The sequence below is a fragment of the Rhizobium acidisoli genome (assembly GCF_002531755.2).
GTDB classification, from domain to species: domain Bacteria; phylum Pseudomonadota; class Alphaproteobacteria; order Rhizobiales; family Rhizobiaceae; genus Rhizobium; species Rhizobium acidisoli.
Genome location: NZ_CP034998.1, coordinates 238,306 through 256,024, shown reverse-complemented (window position 1 = coordinate 256,024; position 17,719 = coordinate 238,306). Strand labels below are relative to the sequence as shown.

The following is a 17,719-nucleotide window of genomic DNA, read 5'->3' as shown; positions in this document are numbered from 1 at the left end:
CGGGCGGGGAACGATTCAACATATGGCTTGAAAACAGCACCGAGAACAATCTCGTGCAGTTGTGCAGGCGCAATACGAGCGGGCTATCTCTTTGTTTTCACGCAATTCCCGGCAAAAGCGCTTCGCGCCTTTACTGGGAAAACCGCTGAGCACTTTTGCTGGAATTGCTCTAGCTATGCATGAAAGTCAGAATATCGTCGACGAGCGCCGAATGGGCGTCCGTGAGGTTACCCTCTCCGCCGTGGCCCGCGATGCCGGCCAGCTGAAGCGCATGCTGATCATAGAGAACATGGTCGATCTGTTGGGCGTCCGCCGTCCCACCGGCGGGAACGGCAATGTTGATGGGATGGAAATAGCCGAAATTGACGTCGACCATGGCGCCGGTCGACGATCCGTCGCCGCCACCGCCACCGGCATGGTTGCCGGTAAAGATCGTGTCCGACGACAGGTTGAAGCCACCGCCGTTGCCGCCCATGCCTGCGATCTGCACAGTGCCCTGATCGAAAATCACATTGTTTGTCTGATGAGCCTCCGCCGAGCCGCCTGCGGCGCCGATGGCGATGTTGATCGGCGAGAAGATGGCGATACTCACGTCGACCATGCTGCCGACGAAATATCCATCACCGCCGTGGCCGGCATAATAGTCGCCGGTCAATGTCAGCGCAGTGCCCGGGCTCATGGACGAGCCATGGGTCGCGACATTATGGTCTCCGCCCGAGCCGCCTATGCCACCCATCTGGGTTGCGCCCTGCAGGAACATTGCGTTGTTCGATTGCTCGGCGTGAGCCTCCGCGCCTGGGCCGGCAGCCACAGCAGTATTGACGGGAGCAAAGACTGCGACTTCGGTGCTGACCAGCCCGCCATAGAAGAGCCCGTTGCCGCCGCTGCCGGCATGAGTGGCGCCATCGCCGCTGCCGATGGCAACATTGCCGCTTCCGCCATTGCCGCCGATCCCAGCCATTTCGGTGGGATGCTGATTAATGAGTGCATCGTTGCCCTGGAAAGCGTCGGCACTCGAATGAGGTCCTGCAATCGCGGCATTGGACGGCATGAAGACCGCCAACGCATTGCTGCTGATCACGCCTTCGCTGATCCCGTCACCACCGCTGCCGGCTGACGTATGACTTGGAGCGGAAGCGACATCCAATGGAAGCCAGGTCGGCACCAGTGCCAGATGCCCCGCAGCCACATTGGCGGCGAGGTGTTGATCGGTGCCCGCCTTGGGCAGGTCTTCCAATAAGGGACGAGGTTCCGCCATTACCGTCTCCATTCGCGGTCGACCGCACGGCCACCGAGCATGCGGCGTCATGCCGCCTTAATTGTTCAGGCATTGTGCATCTGAACCTCGGAAAAGCAGAGCCTGCAATTCGTCTACATCCACTCGGCTAGTTCTCTAGCCATTTGGGTGTCATGGCCGCAGCACCCGTTGTGCGCGTTGCAAGCACTCAATCGGCTTAGGATGAGAGGCCCTGGCGTCGCTTCGGCAAGGTCGAAGACTTGATCATGAGCATGCCACCCTGCACCAAATCACCAAACACCAATCCAAATAACACTCCGCCACAGCAAGTATACATCCGAAGGAATGTCTCCGAATATCTAGGTAGTTCGAAGTTTAAATCGCGGGCAATATTCCTCCGCGGTCGTATTGGCTGTGGCGATATGCCGGAAAGCACGCCGCAGGGGGACGCCGTAAAAAACCAACACGCACGAAACCAAGTAGAGGAGTGACATCAATGCCTATTCCACAAATATCCGACACGATTCATCTCAGCCATCCGGATGCGGGTGACGCGAATGCCGGCAACGGTGGTGATGGCCACAACGATGGCAACATCAACTACAACCCGGTTGCATATGTCGACCCCGTGCAAAAGGTCTACGGGGCCACTACCGATGTGCACAACGGCGATCACGTTTGGCAGACGGCCGATTGGGACGCCGGCCATGGCGGATCCGGTGGCTTTACCGAAGCCCAGAACGGCTTCCTGGCGAAAATCTCGAACCACGGCGACGGCGGCGCGGGCGGAGATTCCAACTCGAACGGCAGTCAAGGAAACTCAAGCGGCGGCGACACGGCTGCAGTGGCTGCGGCGACGACCGCGACACAATATACGCAGCTTATGGCCGATCAGCATGCCACCATCCTCGCCGGTGTCGGCGGCAACGGCGGCAACGGAAACATGGCGCATGGCGGCGATATCTCGTCGGCATTGGTCCACACGGATCCCGAAACGACGACGGTGACCAATTCTCTGGATCACTTCATCAACGCCTTCGGCCATATCGACGTCGACCATCTCGGCTCCTGAACTCAGACGACATCAAGGGCCGCTGGTTTCGGCCGGCGGCCCTCAAGGCAAGCAGTCTCTTCTTGTCAGTATCAAGGGCAGCGAGATCTGATAATGACAACAATTTCCATAAAACCACCGCGACCACCGACACAGCTCGTTGTTGCGCTCCGGGCCTGTGCCGGGGCCTTCGGGTTGGTCTTCCTTTACAGCTGCGGCTATAATCTCTTTCTTCTCACGCCTTCCATCTATCTCCTGCAGATCTACGACAGGGTCCTGTCGAGCCGAAGCGTCGACACGCTGCTGATGCTGACGATGATCATCGCCATCGCCGTGTTGGTCGGGTCGACGCTCGATATCGTGCGCAGGGCAGCTCTTTCGCGCATCGGCAGCTGGCTGGACCACAGGCTACGGCCCATGGTGCTCACCGCATCGTTCGAATATGCCGCTCGCGCCGATACGGGAGCCGCCTCGGAGTGCTACAGGGATCTCGCCGCATTGCGCCAGTTCCTCGATTCACCGGCCAGCTCGCTTCTATTCGACGTTCCCTGGGCGCCGGTATTCCTGCTTCTGCTTTTTCTTGTTCACCCGCTGCTTGGGACCATCGGTCTTCTGTGCGCAGTTGCGCTGCTGCTGTTTGCGCTGGCAACGGAACTGGCGACGCGGGCGCCGCTTGCTCACGCCAATCTTGCCCTTTCGAGGAGCTATCTGCGATTTGCGACCGCGCTGAAAAACATCGAGGTGATCCGGGCCATGGGCATGCAGGACGGTGCAGCCCTGATCGTCTATCGCGATGCGGAAATGGCAAGAAGGGCCCAGGACATCGCGATGCATCGCACGGAGATCATCCTTGGTTTCTCCAAATCGATCCGCACCTTGGCGCAGATCCTGATGATGGGATCGGCGACCTGGCTGGTGCTCGTCAACAGCGGCAGTCCCGGAATCATCTTCGTTGCGAGCCTGCTGCTCGGGCGTGGGCTCGCACCGATCGAGGGCGCAATTGGGGCATGGCGCTCCTTCATGTTTGCGCGCAATGCCTTCAATCGCTTGAACAGAATGCTGATAACAATTGCATCGGAATGCGACGCCCGAATGGTGCCGCTGCCGGAACCCAATGGCCTGGTTCTCGATAATGTCAGCTATTTCAAGCCATTCGCCGATCGGCCGATATTGACCGATATCACATTGCGCCTGGCACCTGGCGATTGCATTGCGCTCATCGGTCCGTCGGGATCGGGAAAATCGACACTGGGCCGCATCATGGCAGGCGTTGTGCCGGCAACGAGCGGATATGCTCTTCTCGGCGGGGTCGATATCTCGGCTCTGCGTCTTTGCGGGGGGACCTGCCACGTCGGATACCTGCCGCAGGATATCGAACTCTTCGGCGGGGCAATCAAGGATGTGATCGGCCGGCTGGACGGAGGAGATCCCGGCAAGGCGATCGACGCCGCAAAGCTGGTTGGATTGCACGACGCGATCATGCGGCTGCCGCAGGGCTACGAGACCGATATCGGTGAAGGTGGAAACCTGCTCCTTCGGGCTCAGCGCCAGCAGCTGGGGCTGGCACGGGCGGCTTACGGAAATCCGTCCCTTATCGTTCTCGATGATCCGAATTCGAGCCTGGATTATGACGGCGAACGCATGCTGTTTACGGCAATCGAGCGGATGAGATCCAGGGGGATGACCGTCGTTATCATAACCCACCGGATGGGCATCCTGCCGGTCACCAACAAGATTGCCATCATGCGCAACGGGACGGTGGCTGCCTTCGGCGACAGCGAGCGGATTTATGAAACCTATCTTCAACCACCGGCGCGAACGGGAAGCTAGGGAGGGACGCTGCCATGACCCTTGTTCCACTGGACGCGCCCCCGGCGAAATTTTCGAATTCGTCAAGGATGGGCCAGCGCTTCGCTCATCGATGGACAGCGACAGCCAGGCAGACGGCCTATCCGCCGGTGATCGAACAGAAACAGCGCGGACCCGCCGCCCCTTCGCCCATGCCGGTGCTCAGAGGCGTCGTTTGGACGGGCAACCTGCTGATCCTGGTCTTTGTCGTCGGATTGGGAATCTGGTCGGCTCTGGCACCGCTGCACAGCGCTGCGGTCGCATCGGGCGTCATCGAGCCGGAGACCAGCCGCAAGACCATCCAGCATCTGGAAGGCGGAATTGTGCGGCGGATACTCGTCAGGAACGGCGATACGGTGATGGCCGGGCAAATCGTGATCGAACTCGACGACACGAAGTCCCGCTCGGAGCGCGACAGCATCCAAGGGCAGCTTTGGGACGCCGAAGGAAGCCGCGCCCGCCTGCTTGCGGAGCAGACCGGCGGCGACCATGTCGCCTATCCCGACGATCTCAGGGCAGCCATGGACAAATATCCTTCGGTCAGTACGATTCTGACCGGGCAACAGAAAATCTTCGAGGCCCGCCGCCGGGTCATGCAGGCGGAAATTCAGATCGGCAATGAAAAAATCGCGCAGGTGCGGCAGGAAATCGTCGGGCTTGGCGCCCAGAAGGCGGCACTCGCCGACAGAGCCGCAATCTCGCAGGAAGAACTGGATCAGGTGACGATCCTCACTGCCAAGGGACTGGAGCGAAGGAGCAGGCTTCTCAACCTCGAGCGCGAAAAAGCAGACCTCGACGGCCAGCAGGGCCAAGTCGGGGCACAGATCGCTCGCGCCTACCAGGTGATCAGCGAGTCGCAGGTCGATCTCGCAAAGCTCGAGAGCGACCGGTTGAGCGAAGTCGCCCAAGGCATGCGCGATACGGAAAGCCGGATCATGCAATTGCGCGAGCGCTTGCGGGCGATCGACGACCAACTTTCAAGGACCGATATCCGGGCTCCCGAAGATGGAACGATCATGAACCTGCGCATCCACACATCAGGCGGGGTGATCGGCGCGGGTGAACCGCTCGTCGATCTTCTGCCACGCTCCGATCGCCTGATCGTGTCTGCCCATGTCAGACCGGAGGACATCAATCTTGTCCATGCGGGGCTGGAGGCACAGGTGCACCTTCTTCCATACAATCAGCGGCGCGTTCCACTGCTGAAAGGTCGGGTCGAGTATGTGTCAGCCGACCGCCTCACCGATACGCAGAGCGGCCAGCCCTATTATGCCGCGACAATCCGCGTAACGGACGAGCGGCTGGCGAAAATGCGTGATGTCGAACTGGTCGCGGGCATGCCCGCACAGACACTGATCGAAACCGGCAAAAGCAGCGTGGCGCTCTACGCTGTCAGACCGCTTCTCGACAGTTTCAACAGAGCATTTCGTGAGGACTGAAGCGGTGATGGGCAAGCGAAAATTTGACGACGACCAGATTACGGGCATTCTCAAGGAGCACCAGGCCGGCGTGACGGTGGCCGATGTTTGCCACCGATACGGCATCAGCGAGCCGACCTTCTATCGGTGGCAATCCCTGCAGTCCGGAAATGTCGGTCTCCATGCCAGAAGGCTAAGAGCCCTTGAAGAAGAGAACCAGAAGCTCAAAAAGCTTTTGGCCGAATCCATGCTTTCGGCGGCAACTCTGAGCGAGATGCTGGCGAAGACCACGAAGGGGCGGCACTAGCTTCTCGACAGAGGGGTTTGTTGGCCAGATTCTGGCCCGCTATCCAATACTGTGCATGGAGATTAGTTCTAGGGAATTGAGTGGTGCCCAGGACCGGAATCGAACCAGTGACACGCGGATTTTCAATCCGCTGCTCTACCAACTGAGCTACCTGGGCTAACCTGCTTCCGATGGTGCTTTTCGAAAAAAGAACCGCGGGACCTTGGTGCGCCCCGGAAGCGAGCGGGGTTATAGCATCTTGTTCGGCCATGGCAAGCGTCAAATGACTCTTTTTTGACGGTCTTGCCGGTTTTGCCGATTCATGAGGAAAAATAAGAGCTTCGCGAAGTGAGCCCCCTAGTTTTCCTCATCGGGATATTCGGCCTTGGTCTCGTCGTCGGCAACCGGAATGGCATAGGCGCCGGTCAGCCAGCGGGAGAGATCGACCTCGCGGCAGCGGTTGGAGCAGAAGGGGTAATGTTCGCGGTGAGAGGGTTTGCCGCATTCGGGGCAAGGGCGCGCCTTGCGCAGCGGTTCGACCTTGGCGGCGGCTTTGTTGTCTTCGGGCATGATCGGTCCGTCCTAGTTCAGGAGTCGGCCTTCGGGCTTCAGCCCTCGGGCCACCGGCTATACACGTCGAAGCCTTCGCCGGTCAAAAGCACAATGGTTTCATAAAGCGGCAGGCCGACGACATTGGAGTAGGAGCCGACCATCTTCTGCACGAAGGTGCCCGCAAGTCCCTGAATGCCATAGGCGCCCGCCTTGCCGCGCCACTGGCCGGAGGCCAGGTAGTTTTCGATCTCGAAGCCGGAGAGGCGCTTGAAGCGCACCTTGGTCTCGACGATCTTCTGGCGGATCTTGCGATCCGGCGTCACCAGGCAAACGCCGGTATAGACGAGATGGTTGCGTCCCGACAACAGATGCAGCGAGCTCAATGCCTCATCGGCGAATTCCGCCTTGCCGAGAATGCGCCGGCCGACGGCGACCACCGTATCGGCCGAGAGGATATAGCTGCCCTTCCAGGTGATATCGCTCTTGATGGCGGCAAGTGCGGCTTCCGCCTTCTCGGCCGAAAGCCTGCGGGCCAGCGAACGCGGGTGCTCCGACTTCTTCGGCGTCTCGTCGATATCCATCGGCATCAGGCGCGAAGGCTCGATGCCTGCCTGGTTGAGCAGGTCGACGCGACGGGGCGAGCCCGAGGCGAGAATGAGCTTGTATTTCAGCGCCATGGAACCTCGACCATCGACAGACGGGAGAACAACCCCTGCAGAACCTTGGGCAAGCTTACTTGAAACGGTAGGTGATGCGGCCCTTGGTCAGATCGTAGGGCGTCATTTCCACGAGCACCTTGTCGCCGGCGAGAACGCGGATACGGTTCTTGCGCATGCGGCCCGCGGTGTGGGCGATGATCTCGTGTTCGTTTTCGAGCTTCACGCGGAACGTCGCATTCGGCAGAAGTTCGGTGACGATACCCGGGAATTCGAGGACTTCTTCTTTCGGCATATAAGTGTTTTCTTCCTGTGGGTTGAATAGGCAGCGCAGCGCGCGCCTTTAAAATTTGGGCGGAAACTACACAATCAACGCAGGTTTGTGAACCTTGTTGAACGGCCTTTCCGTCATTTGTTTTCAAGCCGATTGCGCGGCAATGCCATTTCGTTTGACTAGCCGGCTTTCGATGAGGCCCGTGAGGTAATCGCGGACCTCGCGGTAGCTCTCCAGAATCTGCTCGCGCGTGCCGCTGACAACCGTCGGATCCATGGTCGGCCAGTAGACCACATCGATCGCATTCGACCGCGTCAGCTCGAGGGCGGCATGGTGGGCCTGCGGCGACAGGGTGATGATCAGATCGAAATAATCGTCCTCGAGCTCTTCCAGCGTCTGCGGCAGGTGGCGCCCGAGCGACAGCCCGATCTCGTCGAGCACGACATCGACGAAAGGATCGCGCTCGCCGGCGCGCACGCCGGCCGACCTGATATAGGTATTGGACGGCAGCATGCTGCGGGCGATCGCTTCGGCCATCGGCGAGCGGATGGCATTCATTCCGCACATGAAGAGGATGGCGCCCGGCCGCTTTCCCTCCTCGATGTCGGCGCCGAGATCCATGGCCGTCACCCGCGCCAGTAGAGCACGCAGACCAGAGTGAACAGCCGCCGGGCGGTGTCGAAATCGACCTCTATCTTGCCGGTCAGCCTGTCCTTCAGCGTCTGCGAACCTTCATTGTGGATGCCGCGCCGGCCCATGTCGATCGCCTCGATGCGGCTCGGTGTGGCCGAACGGATCGCTTCGTAATAGCTCTCGCAGATCATGAAGTAATCCTTGACGATCCGCCGGAAGGGGGTGAGCGACAGGATATGGGTGGCGACGTCGATGCCTTCCTCCGTCCTGATGGCAAAGACCAGCTTGGAATCGACCAGCGAGATGTTCAGCCGGTAAGGCCCGCCGGCATGGCCGATCGGCGCAAAACTGTTCTCCTCGATCAGGTCGAAAATGGCGACGGCGCGTTCATGCTCGACATCGGGCGTCGAACGGCCGATCGTATCGTCGAGGACGACGTCGCAAAGCCGGAAATCGCCCGCCGCCATCCCCTCACCTTTCGAGGTTGAGGCGGATCGCAACCGATCGCGCATGAGCATCGAGGCCTTCGGAGACGGCCAGCGCAATCGCCGCCGGGCCGAGGGTGCGCAATTGCTGCGGGCCGAGCCGCAGGATCGAGGTGCGCTTGACGAAATCGAGCACCGAAAGGCCGGACGAGAAACGCGCCGAGCGCGCCGTCGGCAGCACATGGTTGGAACCGCCGACATAATCGCCGATCACCTCGGGCGTATGGGCGCCGATGAAGATCGCGCCGGCATTGCGGATGCCGTCGAGCAGCCGATCCGGATCGGCGACGGCAAGCTCCAGATGCTCGGCGGCGATGCGGTTGGCAAGCGGAATGGCCTGCTTCAGATCGGCAACGAGAATGACCGCGCCGAAATCGCGCCAGCTTGCCGCGGCGGTCTCGGCGCGGTTCAGCGTCTTTAGCTGGCGCTCGACCGCCTGCTCCACGGCCTTGCCGAATTCGGCATTATCGGTGATCAGGATTGCCTGGGCGCTGGCATCGTGCTCGGCCTGCGCCAGCAGATCGGCGGCGATCCAATCGGGATTGTTGTCCTTGTCGGCAATGACGAGCACTTCGGAAGGGCCGGCGATCATATCGATGCCGACAGTGCCGAAGACATGGCGCTTGGCAGCAGCAACATAGGCATTGCCGGGACCGGTGATCTTGGCAACCGGGGCGATCGTCTCGGTGCCATAGGCAAGAGCCGCGATCGCCTGGGCGCCGCCGACACGATAAACCTCGGTCACACCGACAAGCTTGGCGGCGGCAAGCACCGCCGGGTTGACGGCACCACCGGTGGCGGGAACGGCGATGACGATGCGATCGACGCCGGCGACCTTGGCCGGCACGGCATTCATCAGCACCGAGCTCGGATAACTCGCAGTGCCGCCCGGAACATAGAGGCCGACCGCCTCGAGCGCCGTCCAGCGCGAGCCGAGACCGACGCCGAGATCGTCTTCGTAAATATCGTCCTTCGGCAGCTGCCGGCGATGATGAGATTCGATGCGCAGTGCCGCGAGCTTCAGCGCACCCAGCACTTCCGGAGGCACGGCCTCGATCGCCGCGTCGAACTCTTCCGGCGTGACCCGCATTGGCACGGTGGCGAAATCGATGCCGTCGAACTTCAGCGAATATTCGGCAAGCGCCACATCGCCGCGGGCCCTGATGTCATCGATGATGGCGCGAACGACGACGTTCACATCCTCGGAGACTTCACGCTTCGTCGTCAGAAAGGCGGCAAAACGCTGCTCGAAACCTTCCGATGCCTGATCCAGCCAGATTGCCAAGGCCGATATTCCTTCTCAACTCGAAACTGCGATGTTCAAACCTCAAGCGTCAGAGACGTCAGAGGTGGCGAGGCTTGGAGGAGGCCTCCCAGGCGCCGCCGATATCGGCGAGCTGCACTTCGATACATTCGACATCGAGCGCAATCGAGGCGGTGCCGGACAGCGACAGCTCAATCGTACCCTCCGGTCCCTCGCCCTTCTGCTCGAAACGCAGCGCCAGCAGCGACAGCACCTCGTCCCGTTTGCCGCGGTCGATGCCGAGCGACCGCACGGCGAGCACCCGCTTGAACACCAGGGCGGCCCGGCGGCGCTCGAAGCCTCTACGCTTGCGCTCGGCACCTTCCCAGACGAAACGATTGACGGCAAGGGCGAACTGCGCGTCGCGCGGCGACCAGTCGATATCGCCGACCTTGAAGACGCTGTCCTGCATATGCGCGGAGATGATCGCAAGATCCTCGTCATCGAGCGCTACAAGCTTCAGTTCGGTCATTCGGCTTCATCCCAGCAGGCACCGCCGAAATGGCGATGCGTCAGACAAGGGAAATAAGATGCTGCGGCCAAATACGCAACCGGGATGAACGGCTTACTCGCTGATGCGCTCGACGACGGCGCCGCAGCGGGTCAGCTTCTCCTCGAGCCGCTCGAAACCGCGGTCGAGGTGATAGACGCGGGAGACCGTGGTTTCGCCCTCGGCGGCCAGGCCGGCGATGACGAGCGAGACGGAAGCGCGCAGATCGGTCGCCATGACGGGGGCGCCGCGCAGCCGCTGGACACCCTCGATCTTCGCCGTCTGGCCGGATAGCGTGATCCTGGCGCCGAGGCGGGCCAGTTCCTGCACATGCATGAAGCGGTTTTCGAAGATGGTCTCGGTCACGTGCGAGATGCCGGAAGAGCGGGTCATCAGCGCCATGAACTGCGCCTGCAGATCCGTGGGGAAACCCGGGAAGGGATCGGTGACGATATCGACCGGCTTGATGCCGGCGCCATTGCGCTTGACGCGCATGCCGTTGTTGGTCGCGGAGATGTCCGCACCGGCGCGGCGCAGCGTTTCCAATGCGGTGTCGAGCAGCGCCACATCGGTATTTTCGAGCACGACGTCGCCGCCGGCCATGGCAACCGCCATGGCATAGGTGCCGGTCTCGATACGATCCGGCAGGACGCGGTGGCGGGCGCCGGAAAGCGAGGTGACGCCTTCGATGGTGATCGTCGCGGTGCCGGCGCCGGAGATCTTGGCGCCCATGGCGTTCAGGCAGTTGGCGAGGTCGACGACTTCAGGCTCGCGGGCGGCATTGCCGATGACGGTCGTGCCGCGGGCAAGCGTTGCCGCCATCATCACCACATGGGTGGCGCCGACGGAGACCTTCGGGAAGGTGTAGCGCGCGCCGATCAGGCCGCCATTCGGCGCCTTGGCGTTGATATAACCGGCATCGATCTCCATGGTGGCGCCGAGCGCCGTCAGGCCCTCGATGAAGAGATCGACGGGGCGCGTGCCGATGGCGCAGCCGCCCGGCAGCGACACCCGGCAATGGCCTTCGCGCGCCAGGAGCGGCCCGATGACCCAGAAAGAGGCGCGCATCTTCGAGACCAGCTCATAGGAAGCGGTGGTATCGACGATGGTGCGGCAGGTGAAATGGATCGTGCGCGAATAGGAATCTTCCTGGCGCTCACGGCGGCCGTTGACCGCAACGTCGACGCCATGATTGCCGAGGATGCGCATCAAGAGTTCGACATCGGCCAGATGCGGCACGTTTTCCAGCGTCAGCGTATCGCTGGTCAGAAGCGAGGCAATCATCAGCGGCAATGCGGCATTCTTGGCGCCGGAAATCGGAATGATGCCATTCAGCTCATTACCGCCGACGATTCTGATACGATCCATGTGCGCTTACGGGCCGCGCCCGCCTTTCCTGAAATACTGCCTTGGAATAGGGAGTGGGGTGTTTAAGGGATTTTTCGCGACGCTTCAATTGACCGCGGACGGAACATTACGATTCGTCCATTTTTGCGGCAGGCAGTCCATTTGTTTCGTCGGCTTGGCCCGAGCGGCGGGCGCGCACCTGCTGTTTGCGTTTCGAAAGATTTTCTCTGAGTTTTTCGGCGGCGCGCTCGCGGCGCAGTTTCGCCTGGGCCTCGATCGCCTGTTTGCGGCTCTGCTGGCCGGTTTCGGTCTTGTCGTTCATGTGACAGGATTAGCCGAATTCGCGCCGATCCAAAAGGCCCTTGCGTCCCAATCCACGCGAAGTTGGAATTTGCTGCTTGCGCTTGCCGCCAAGCTGTGGCAATAGCCGCCCCGTTCCCGCGATTTGAGCCACCCGGCTCGCACGGGTCCTGGTCCTGCTGCCGTAGCTCAGTGGTAGAGCACACCCTTGGTAAGGGTGAGGTCGGTGGTTCAATCCCACTCGGCAGCACCAGTTTTCTTTCTCAGATATCGGATATCTCCTCGCACGTGCTCGACGAGGGCTAACGACAATTGGGAAGCAGCACGCTGCCATGAGCGCAATCGGGAATGTCGATTGCTTCGAGATAATAGGGCATGGATGGCGACAACGCCCACCGTTCAAGCAGGTCGGCGGTTACCCTCGTAGGAACTCCATCATATATACCTTCGACGTACCATTGCTGTAATGCCTCGTCTAATATCAGTCGTGCGCGAAAGGCGGCGATATCCATCGCGGCCGTAAACTGGCCGATGGCGGTCTGCACGTATTCCAGTTGGATCCTAGGGATAATCTCAGTAGAAATACGCGCGAGCAAAGCGTCTTCATCTGATATCTCTGCGCCGCCGGCAAAGGCCGGCATTGCCAGCCCCCCGCAGAGAAAAGCAGCCTGGATCAATTTTCGATCTAAACCCATGTCGGAGCCCCTTAGCTGGGTAGCGGTAGCAGCGCGCAAGCGCCATACAACTTATCTGCGACTATCTAAAAAAACATCCCGGCCTGCATGCCGGCGAACCCCTCTCACACACGCTGACATTTCGCCTCACCGGCAACAAACGATTCACCATTGTTGGCCGTGAAAATCACGCTAGAATGCTATCATAGCGGCGTCTCCACGGAGGAATAGGGAGGCGCTGCACCCTTTGTTTCTGTCGACAATCGTGGAGGAGCATTGATGGCAACTGAAAAATGGGACAGCCCGGTCAAGGTCGGTTTCGAAGATGCCGACGCGCGAACGGTCAGCGGGCCGTTCGATGCGCTGAAATGCCTGGCGGATTTCTGGCCGAACTCGCGCGGGCTGCGTTATATCAAGGCGCGCAGCACCTGCCGGGCAGCGCTTGACGGGCGCAAGAGCGTGGAAGAGGCGCGAGCCGAGTTCCTGGCTGCGGCCGAAGAGGCGAAGCTGAAGTTGCATTAAGAGCGCCCAAGCGTTCGACAGGACGCGGAAGCACGCTCAGCCACGTTGAACTGGTATTTCGGCCGGCATTTCCGTAAACGGAGCGTGCCGGAACGGTGCAATGCTTTAATTTACTTAACCCTGCATCGAACTTGTGGCGGGTTTTGGTGCAATGGGCGTTGTGAATGGGGCAGGTCTATTCATAAAAGACGCCCAGCCATCATGATGATGGTCAGAGGCTCGTCACCTCTGCGGGAACGCAGGCGAGCCTCGTTCGAGCAGGACTATTTCAGCAGTCCGCGCCGCCCTCACTCTCCACCTCGATATAACCGACACCGATGATCGTGCCATCGCCCGCGCGGATGAAGGAGGGGAGATACTGCGGTTCTGCCGGCGTGCAGGCGACGGCGCCGGTATATTCGTTGAGGGCGACCTGGTCCTTCGGCAGTGCGGAATAATTCGTGCCGGTTTCCAGCGAGGCATAGGCGGAACCGGCAAAGACGCCGGCCGATATCAGGGTGAGTGCCCAGAGGCGAGGAAGCGACTGCATGAGGGGTCTCCAGCGTTTCGATCCGGCATTTCAACCCGCGGAAGGGCACTTGGTTCCCTCAGCGCCGCAACAGGCGACAGTGCACATAACCTTGACCGACGATGCTTTCGGCGATTGCGATCGCCCGCTCGACATCGCCGCGCCGGTGCACGAAACCGTCGAGGATGACATAGGAGCCCAGCATGTCGACGGTGATTTCCTCAGCGTCGAGATCGACGGCGGCATGAAGGGCGCTCTCGACCGAAGCGCGCGTCGCCGCCTCGCCGTGTCCCTGCCGGCCGGATTCGTCATGGTCGGTGAAGCCGGGAAACCCGATCACGTCAGCGTCTCCTAAGGTTGGTTGATCTCGGTTAACGCCGCAGCAGGGCTTTCGTTGCGACCGGCTCGGCGCGATATTCGAGCGTGATTTCTGCAAGCCCCGGTGTGGCCTGCCCTTGGCGGAAGCCGCTGCGGTTTCCATATCTGGCTTGGAGCCGACAGAGGGATGACGACGATGAAAGTGCTGCTGCCCGCCTTATTCCCCGGGGCATTGTTTGCCGTGGCCTTGCTTGCCGGCTGCTCCTCCGCCGATAGCCCGGCGCTGGACCCTATTCCCGGCAGCATCACCTATGGCGGCCAGCCGCGGACGAAGCTGACCAAGTCGCCGGTCGGCAGCGCGGTCCACCACCAGTTCTACGACGGGACCGGTCAGCGCGTGGAAGAGACTTATATTCTTCAGCCGGATCGCAGTCTGAAGCTGGTGCGGCGTGTGGTGGGACCGGATTTCCCCGATTGAAGCCCCCCGGGCACCTCAATGCTTGACAGCGGCTGAAATCGCGAACATTCAAGGAACATCTAATCTTCCCCAGTGATTCTGCGGGAGCCCGACCGGACGGCTGGATGTATCTCGAAAAGCTCAATCCCCAGCAGCGCATGGCCGTCGAGCATGGCACGCTCACCGACGGCAGCCATATTGCCGGGCCGCTGCTGGTCATTGCCGGCGCCGGTTCGGGCAAGACCAATACGCTGGCGCATCGGGTTGCCCATCTGATCGTCAAGGGCGCCGATCCGCGCCGCATCCTGCTGATGACCTTCTCGCGCCGGGCCGCCGCCGAGATGGCGCGGCGCGTCGAGCGCATCTGCCGCGATGTGCTGGGTGCGAATGCCGGTGTGATGGCCGATGCGCTGAACTGGTCCGGCACCTTCCACGGCATCGGCGCGCGGCTGTTGCGCGATTATGCGCAGCAGATCGGCCTCGATGCCGATTTCACCATTCACGACCGCGAAGACAGCGCCGACCTGATCAACCTCATCCGGCACGATCTCGGCTTCTCCAAAACGGAAAGCCGGTTCCCGGCCAAGGGCACCTGCCTTGCGATCTATTCCCGAGCGGTGAATTCCGAGACGGCGCTCGACCAGGTGCTGCGCGACGCTTTTCCCTGGTGTGCGACCTGGGAAAAACAGCTGCGCGAGCTGTTCGCCTGTTATGTCGAGGCGAAGCAGAGCCAGAACGTGCTCGATTACGACGACCTGCTGCTCTACTGGGCGCAGATGGTCGGCGAAAGCGTGATTGCCGAGGATATCGGCAGCCGCTTCGACCATGTGCTGGTCGACGAATATCAGGACACCAACCGGCTGCAGGCCTCGATCCTGATGGCGCTGAAGCCCGGCGGCCAGGGGCTGACGGTCGTCGGCGACGATGCGCAGTCGATCTATTCCTTCCGTGCGGCGACGGTGCGCAATATTCTCGATTTTCCCGCCGCCTTCAGCCCGGCCGCCAATATCGTCACGCTCGACCGCAACTACCGCTCGACGCAGCCGATCCTGGCGGCGGCCAATGCCGTCATCGATCTCGCCTCGGAGCGCTTCACCAAGAACCTGTGGACCGAGCGGCAATCTGCCGAGCGGCCGCGCCTGGTCACCGTGCGCGACGAGGCCGACCAGGCGCGTTATGTCGCCGACATGGTGCTCGACAATCGCGAGGAAGGCCTGACGCTCAAGCAGCAGGCGGTGCTGTTCCGCGCCTCGCATCACAGTGGACCGCTGGAGGTCGAGCTGACCCGGCGCAACATTCCTTTCGTCAAGTTCGGCGGGCTGAAATTTCTCGACAGCGCCCATGTCAAGGACATGCTGGCGGCGCTGCGCTTCGCACAGAACCCGCGCGACCGGGTGGCAGGCTTCCGGCTGATGCAGATCCTGCCGGGCGTCGGGCCGTCGACGGCGCAGAAGGCGCTCGACCTGATGGCCGAGGATGCGAGCCCGATCACGGCGCTGGCCGCCATGCCGGCGCCGCCGCGCTCCGGCGAGGACTGGACTGGTTTCGTTGCCATGCTGCAGGAGATGAAATCCGGCAAGGCCGGCTGGCCGGCGGAAATCGAGCTGGCGCGGCAATGGTATGCGCCGCATCTGGAGCGGCTGCATGAGGACGCGGCGACGCGGCAGGCCGATCTGCTGCAGCTCGAGCAGATTGCCAGTGGTTATGCCTCGCGCGAGCGTTTCCTCACCGAACTCACCCTCGATCCGCCGGATGCGACCAGCGACCAGGCCGGCGTGCCGCTGCTTGACGAGGATTACCTCATTCTTTCCACAATCCATTCCGCCAAGGGCCAGGAATGGACAAGGGTCTTCATGCTGAACGTCGTCGACGGCTGCATTCCGAGCGATCTTGCCGTCGGCGCCAGCGCCGAAATCGAGGAGGAACGCCGGCTGCTCTATGTGGCGATGACCCGCGCCCGCGACGGTCTCGACCTTGTGGTGCCGCAGCGCTTCTTCACCTATGGGCAGAATGCGCAGGGCGACCGGCACGTCTATGCCTCGCGCAGCCGCTTCATTCCGGCGACGCTGCTGCAGTTCTTCGAAGCCTGTAGCTGGCCGCAGGTGAAGTCCGAGGCGGCGGCGCAAGCGCAGGCGCGGCAGGTGCGCATCGATGTCGGCGCCCGCATGCGCGGCATGTGGCGATAAACAGACGAAGTCAGAGTGATAGCGGCGGCTCGGCCGGTTTCAGGAATCGCTCGACCATTGCCGTCTCCACGGCCTCGACACTTGCCGGCGACCATTTCGGATTGCGGTCCTTGTCGATGACGGCGGCGCGGATGCCCTCGAAGAAATCCGGATTATCGAGCATCTGCAGGCAGGCGCCAAGTTCGCGGCCGAGGCATTCGGCAAGCGAGGCGCTGCGGCGGCCGGCTCTGAGCAGCGCCAAAGCGAGCTTCAGGCTGGTCGGCGAACGGGTCGACAGCACCCGGCGGGTCTCGGCGGCGAAGTCGCCCTCTTCCCCGGCAAGCGCTGCCAGGATTTCCTCGACACTGTCGAAACGAAAGGTGCGATCGATCATCGCGGCATTCTGCCTGAGCCGGCTTTCTCCCGCAGGCTCAGCAAGCCCCTGCAAGAGGGCATCGGCATCGCTGGACGCGCTGCCGCGCGGCAAGGCCGACAGCGCCTCGATCACCGAGCCGAGCCGCGCCGAAGCGATCTGACGGTCGGCAAGCCCGGCATGGATCGCGTCGGCCGCACCAATATCGAGCCCGGTTAGCCCGAGCCATGTTCCGGCTTCGCCCGGGGCCTTCGGCAGCAGCCAGGTGGCGCCGACATCGGGGACGTAGCCGATGCCGGTTTCGGGCATGGCAAGCCGGGTGCGCTCGGTGACGATGCGGTGGCGGCCGTGCGACGACAGGCCGACGCCGCCGCCCATGGTGATGCCGTCCATCAGCGCGACATAGGGTTTGGGGTAGATGGCGATCTGATGGTTGAGGCGGAATTCCTCGCGCCAGAAGGCGCCTGCGAGCCCATCGCCGGCGCGCGCACTTTCATGCAGGGCGCGGATGTCGCCGCCGGCGCAGAAGCCGCGTTCGCCCTCCCCCGCCACCACGACGCTCGCCACCGCGGCATCTGCGGCAAAGCCATCAAGGGCCTCGGTGATCGCCCGGATCATCGGCAGCGTCAGGCTGTTCAGCGCCCGTGGCCGGTTGAGCCGGATGATGCCGGCAGTGCCCCGCTGTTCGATGATGACTTCGCCGTCCTGCATGGTTTACCTCCGCTGCTGAGCCTTCCTGATCCGATTGAAGCATTCTGCTCGGGAAAGGCTCGTAACCATGAATAGACGACGATGCAGCGTCGCTCCAGTCGATTTACAGCA

General features: G+C 61.7%; 21 protein-coding genes and 2 tRNA genes. 8 read left to right on the top strand and 15 right to left on the bottom strand.

The features are described from left to right. Positions 1-169 precede the first annotated feature (169 nt). Positions 170-1,258: a hypothetical protein gene (locus tag CO657_RS01305; protein ID WP_012556559.1), complete on the bottom strand. Its 1,089-nt coding sequence runs from the start codon at positions 1,256-1,258 to the stop codon at positions 170-172. 475 nt (positions 1,259-1,733) lie between these two features. Here CO657_RS01305 and CO657_RS01300 point away from each other — a divergent pair, with 475 nt between their 5' ends. The 4 genes from CO657_RS01300 (at position 1,734) to CO657_RS01285 (ending at position 5,861) form a co-directional block, all read left to right on the top strand. Beyond that, positions 1,734-2,309 carry a hypothetical protein gene (locus CO657_RS01300; RefSeq protein WP_012556558.1) on the top strand — a complete coding sequence of 192 codons (576 nt, stop codon included), beginning with the start codon at positions 1,734-1,736 and terminating at the stop codon, positions 2,307-2,309. A gap of 93 nt (positions 2,310-2,402) precedes the next feature. Further along, positions 2,403-4,118: a type I secretion system permease/ATPase gene (locus CO657_RS01295; RefSeq protein ID WP_054183764.1), complete on the top strand. Its 1,716-nt coding sequence runs from the start codon at positions 2,403-2,405 to the stop codon at positions 4,116-4,118. A gap of 14 nt (positions 4,119-4,132) precedes the next feature. Continuing rightward, positions 4,133-5,575, top strand: a complete 1,443-nt coding sequence (locus CO657_RS01290) for an HlyD family type I secretion periplasmic adaptor subunit (protein WP_054183765.1) — start codon at positions 4,133-4,135, stop codon at positions 5,573-5,575. A gap of 7 nt (positions 5,576-5,582) precedes the next feature. Beyond that, positions 5,583-5,861, top strand: a complete 279-nt coding sequence (locus CO657_RS01285) for a transposase (protein ID WP_003588670.1) — start codon at positions 5,583-5,585, stop codon at positions 5,859-5,861. Between the two features lie 81 nt (positions 5,862-5,942). Here the strand turns inward: CO657_RS01285 and CO657_RS01280 are convergent. The 10 genes from CO657_RS01280 to CO657_RS01235 all read right to left on the bottom strand — a co-directional run bounded on the left by CO657_RS01280 (position 5,943) and on the right by CO657_RS01235 (position 11,902). Beyond that, positions 5,943-6,018 (bottom strand) — tRNA-Phe (locus CO657_RS01280). 179 nt (positions 6,019-6,197) lie between these two features. Then, on the bottom strand, positions 6,198-6,410 hold the full coding sequence (gene yacG / locus CO657_RS01275) for a DNA gyrase inhibitor YacG (RefSeq protein ID WP_003588672.1): 213 nt from the start codon (positions 6,408-6,410) through the stop codon (positions 6,198-6,200). 38 nt (positions 6,411-6,448) lie between these two features. Continuing rightward, the gene (locus CO657_RS01270; protein ID WP_054183766.1) at positions 6,449-7,069 is read right to left on the bottom strand and encodes a Maf-like protein; all 621 of its coding nucleotides are present in this window, start codon (positions 7,067-7,069) and stop codon (positions 6,449-6,451) included. Between the two features lie 55 nt (positions 7,070-7,124). Further along, complete coding sequence (gene infA, locus CO657_RS01265) at positions 7,125-7,343, bottom strand: translation initiation factor IF-1 (RefSeq protein WP_003545338.1); 219 nt, start codon at positions 7,341-7,343, stop codon at positions 7,125-7,127. Positions 7,344-7,466: 123 nt separating this feature from the next. Continuing rightward, a complete protein-coding gene (locus tag CO657_RS01260) occupies positions 7,467-7,943 on the bottom strand; it encodes an arsenate-mycothiol transferase ArsC (RefSeq protein WP_054183767.1) in 477 nt (158 codons plus the stop codon). Positions 7,944-7,948: 5 nt separating this feature from the next. After that, positions 7,949-8,422 carry a UPF0262 family protein gene (locus CO657_RS01255; protein WP_003588677.1) on the bottom strand — a complete coding sequence of 158 codons (474 nt, stop codon included), beginning with the start codon at positions 8,420-8,422 and terminating at the stop codon, positions 7,949-7,951. Between the two features lie 4 nt (positions 8,423-8,426). Beyond that, positions 8,427-9,725 carry a histidinol dehydrogenase gene (gene hisD / locus CO657_RS01250; RefSeq protein ID WP_054183768.1) on the bottom strand — a complete coding sequence of 433 codons (1,299 nt, stop codon included), beginning with the start codon at positions 9,723-9,725 and terminating at the stop codon, positions 8,427-8,429. Between the two features lie 58 nt (positions 9,726-9,783). Then, complete coding sequence (locus CO657_RS01245) at positions 9,784-10,215, bottom strand: DUF2948 family protein (RefSeq protein ID WP_054183769.1); 432 nt, start codon at positions 10,213-10,215, stop codon at positions 9,784-9,786. A 93-nt stretch (positions 10,216-10,308) separates the two neighbouring features. Next, entirely contained in the window at positions 10,309-11,601 is a 1,293-nt protein-coding gene (gene murA, locus CO657_RS01240) for a UDP-N-acetylglucosamine 1-carboxyvinyltransferase (RefSeq protein ID WP_003588682.1), read from the bottom strand. Positions 11,602-11,707: 106 nt separating this feature from the next. After that, a complete protein-coding gene (locus CO657_RS01235) occupies positions 11,708-11,902 on the bottom strand; it encodes a hypothetical protein (RefSeq protein WP_003588684.1) in 195 nt (64 codons plus the stop codon). Between the two features lie 156 nt (positions 11,903-12,058). Between CO657_RS01235 and CO657_RS01230 the strand changes: the two genes are divergently transcribed. Beyond that, positions 12,059-12,133: transfer RNA gene (locus CO657_RS01230), tRNA-Thr, on the top strand. A 49-nt stretch (positions 12,134-12,182) separates the two neighbouring features. Here CO657_RS01230 and CO657_RS01225 read toward each other — a convergent pair. Continuing rightward, the gene (locus CO657_RS01225; RefSeq protein ID WP_054183807.1) at positions 12,183-12,575 is read right to left on the bottom strand and encodes a hypothetical protein; all 393 of its coding nucleotides are present in this window, start codon (positions 12,573-12,575) and stop codon (positions 12,183-12,185) included. A 258-nt stretch (positions 12,576-12,833) separates the two neighbouring features. Here CO657_RS01225 and CO657_RS01220 point away from each other — a divergent pair, with 258 nt between their 5' ends. After that, entirely contained in the window at positions 12,834-13,076 is a 243-nt protein-coding gene (locus CO657_RS01220) for a DUF982 domain-containing protein (protein ID WP_003588688.1), read from the top strand. Between the two features lie 268 nt (positions 13,077-13,344). On the opposite strand, the gene CO657_RS01215 is transcribed toward CO657_RS01220, so the two are convergent. Together CO657_RS01215 and CO657_RS01210 are read right to left on the bottom strand one after the other, a co-directional pair. Further along, positions 13,345-13,605: a hypothetical protein gene (locus CO657_RS01215; RefSeq protein ID WP_054183770.1), complete on the bottom strand. Its 261-nt coding sequence runs from the start codon at positions 13,603-13,605 to the stop codon at positions 13,345-13,347. 58 nt (positions 13,606-13,663) lie between these two features. Beyond that, complete coding sequence (locus CO657_RS01210) at positions 13,664-13,924, bottom strand: BON domain-containing protein (protein WP_054183771.1); 261 nt, start codon at positions 13,922-13,924, stop codon at positions 13,664-13,666. Positions 13,925-14,098: 174 nt separating this feature from the next. Here CO657_RS01210 and CO657_RS01205 point away from each other — a divergent pair, with 174 nt between their 5' ends. Together CO657_RS01205 and CO657_RS01200 are read left to right on the top strand one after the other, a co-directional pair. Continuing rightward, complete coding sequence (locus tag CO657_RS01205) at positions 14,099-14,380, top strand: hypothetical protein (RefSeq protein WP_012556549.1); 282 nt, start codon at positions 14,099-14,101, stop codon at positions 14,378-14,380. 104 nt (positions 14,381-14,484) lie between these two features. Beyond that, positions 14,485-16,545, top strand: coding sequence for an ATP-dependent helicase (locus tag CO657_RS01200; protein WP_054183772.1), 2,061 nt, complete (start codon positions 14,485-14,487; stop codon positions 16,543-16,545). Positions 16,546-16,555: 10 nt separating this feature from the next. Here the strand turns inward: CO657_RS01200 and CO657_RS01195 are convergent, their stop codons facing one another. Beyond that, positions 16,556-17,608, bottom strand: a complete 1,053-nt coding sequence (locus tag CO657_RS01195) for an enoyl-CoA hydratase/isomerase family protein (protein WP_054183773.1) — start codon at positions 17,606-17,608, stop codon at positions 16,556-16,558. Between the last annotated feature and the right edge of the window lie 111 nt (positions 17,609-17,719).

What these genes read in the sequence shown, in the direction of transcription:
- CO657_RS01305 (WP_012556559.1), bottom strand. Translation starts at nt 1,258, where the DNA reads ATGGCGGAACCTCGTCCCTTATTGGAAGACCTGCCCAAGGCGGGCACC.
- CO657_RS01300 (WP_012556558.1), top strand. Translation starts at nt 1,734, where the DNA reads ATGCCTATTCCACAAATATCCGACACGATTCATCTCAGCCATCCGGAT.
- CO657_RS01295 (WP_054183764.1), top strand. Translation starts at nt 2,403, where the DNA reads ATGACAACAATTTCCATAAAACCACCGCGACCACCGACACAGCTCGTT.
- CO657_RS01290 (WP_054183765.1), top strand. Translation starts at nt 4,133, where the DNA reads ATGACCCTTGTTCCACTGGACGCGCCCCCGGCGAAATTTTCGAATTCG.
- CO657_RS01285 (WP_003588670.1), top strand. Translation starts at nt 5,583, where the DNA reads ATGGGCAAGCGAAAATTTGACGACGACCAGATTACGGGCATTCTCAAG.
- yacG (WP_003588672.1), bottom strand. Translation starts at nt 6,410, where the DNA reads ATGCCCGAAGACAACAAAGCCGCCGCCAAGGTCGAACCGCTGCGCAAG.
- CO657_RS01270 (WP_054183766.1), bottom strand. Translation starts at nt 7,069, where the DNA reads ATGGCGCTGAAATACAAGCTCATTCTCGCCTCGGGCTCGCCCCGTCGC.
- infA (WP_003545338.1), bottom strand. Translation starts at nt 7,343, where the DNA reads ATGCCGAAAGAAGAAGTCCTCGAATTCCCGGGTATCGTCACCGAACTT.
- CO657_RS01260 (WP_054183767.1), bottom strand. Translation starts at nt 7,943, where the DNA reads ATGGATCTCGGCGCCGACATCGAGGAGGGAAAGCGGCCGGGCGCCATC.
- CO657_RS01255 (WP_003588677.1), bottom strand. Translation starts at nt 8,422, where the DNA reads ATGGCGGCGGGCGATTTCCGGCTTTGCGACGTCGTCCTCGACGATACG.
- CO657_RS01245 (WP_054183769.1), bottom strand. Translation starts at nt 10,215, where the DNA reads ATGACCGAACTGAAGCTTGTAGCGCTCGATGACGAGGATCTTGCGATC.
- murA (WP_003588682.1), bottom strand. Translation starts at nt 11,601, where the DNA reads ATGGATCGTATCAGAATCGTCGGCGGTAATGAGCTGAATGGCATCATT.
- CO657_RS01235 (WP_003588684.1), bottom strand. Translation starts at nt 11,902, where the DNA reads ATGAACGACAAGACCGAAACCGGCCAGCAGAGCCGCAAACAGGCGATC.
- CO657_RS01225 (WP_054183807.1), bottom strand. Translation starts at nt 12,575, where the DNA reads ATGGGTTTAGATCGAAAATTGATCCAGGCTGCTTTTCTCTGCGGGGGG.
- CO657_RS01220 (WP_003588688.1), top strand. Translation starts at nt 12,834, where the DNA reads ATGGCAACTGAAAAATGGGACAGCCCGGTCAAGGTCGGTTTCGAAGAT.
- CO657_RS01215 (WP_054183770.1), bottom strand. Translation starts at nt 13,605, where the DNA reads ATGCAGTCGCTTCCTCGCCTCTGGGCACTCACCCTGATATCGGCCGGC.
- CO657_RS01205 (WP_012556549.1), top strand. Translation starts at nt 14,099, where the DNA reads ATGAAAGTGCTGCTGCCCGCCTTATTCCCCGGGGCATTGTTTGCCGTG.
- CO657_RS01200 (WP_054183772.1), top strand. Translation starts at nt 14,485, where the DNA reads ATGTATCTCGAAAAGCTCAATCCCCAGCAGCGCATGGCCGTCGAGCAT.
- CO657_RS01195 (WP_054183773.1), bottom strand. Translation starts at nt 17,608, where the DNA reads ATGCAGGACGGCGAAGTCATCATCGAACAGCGGGGCACTGCCGGCATC.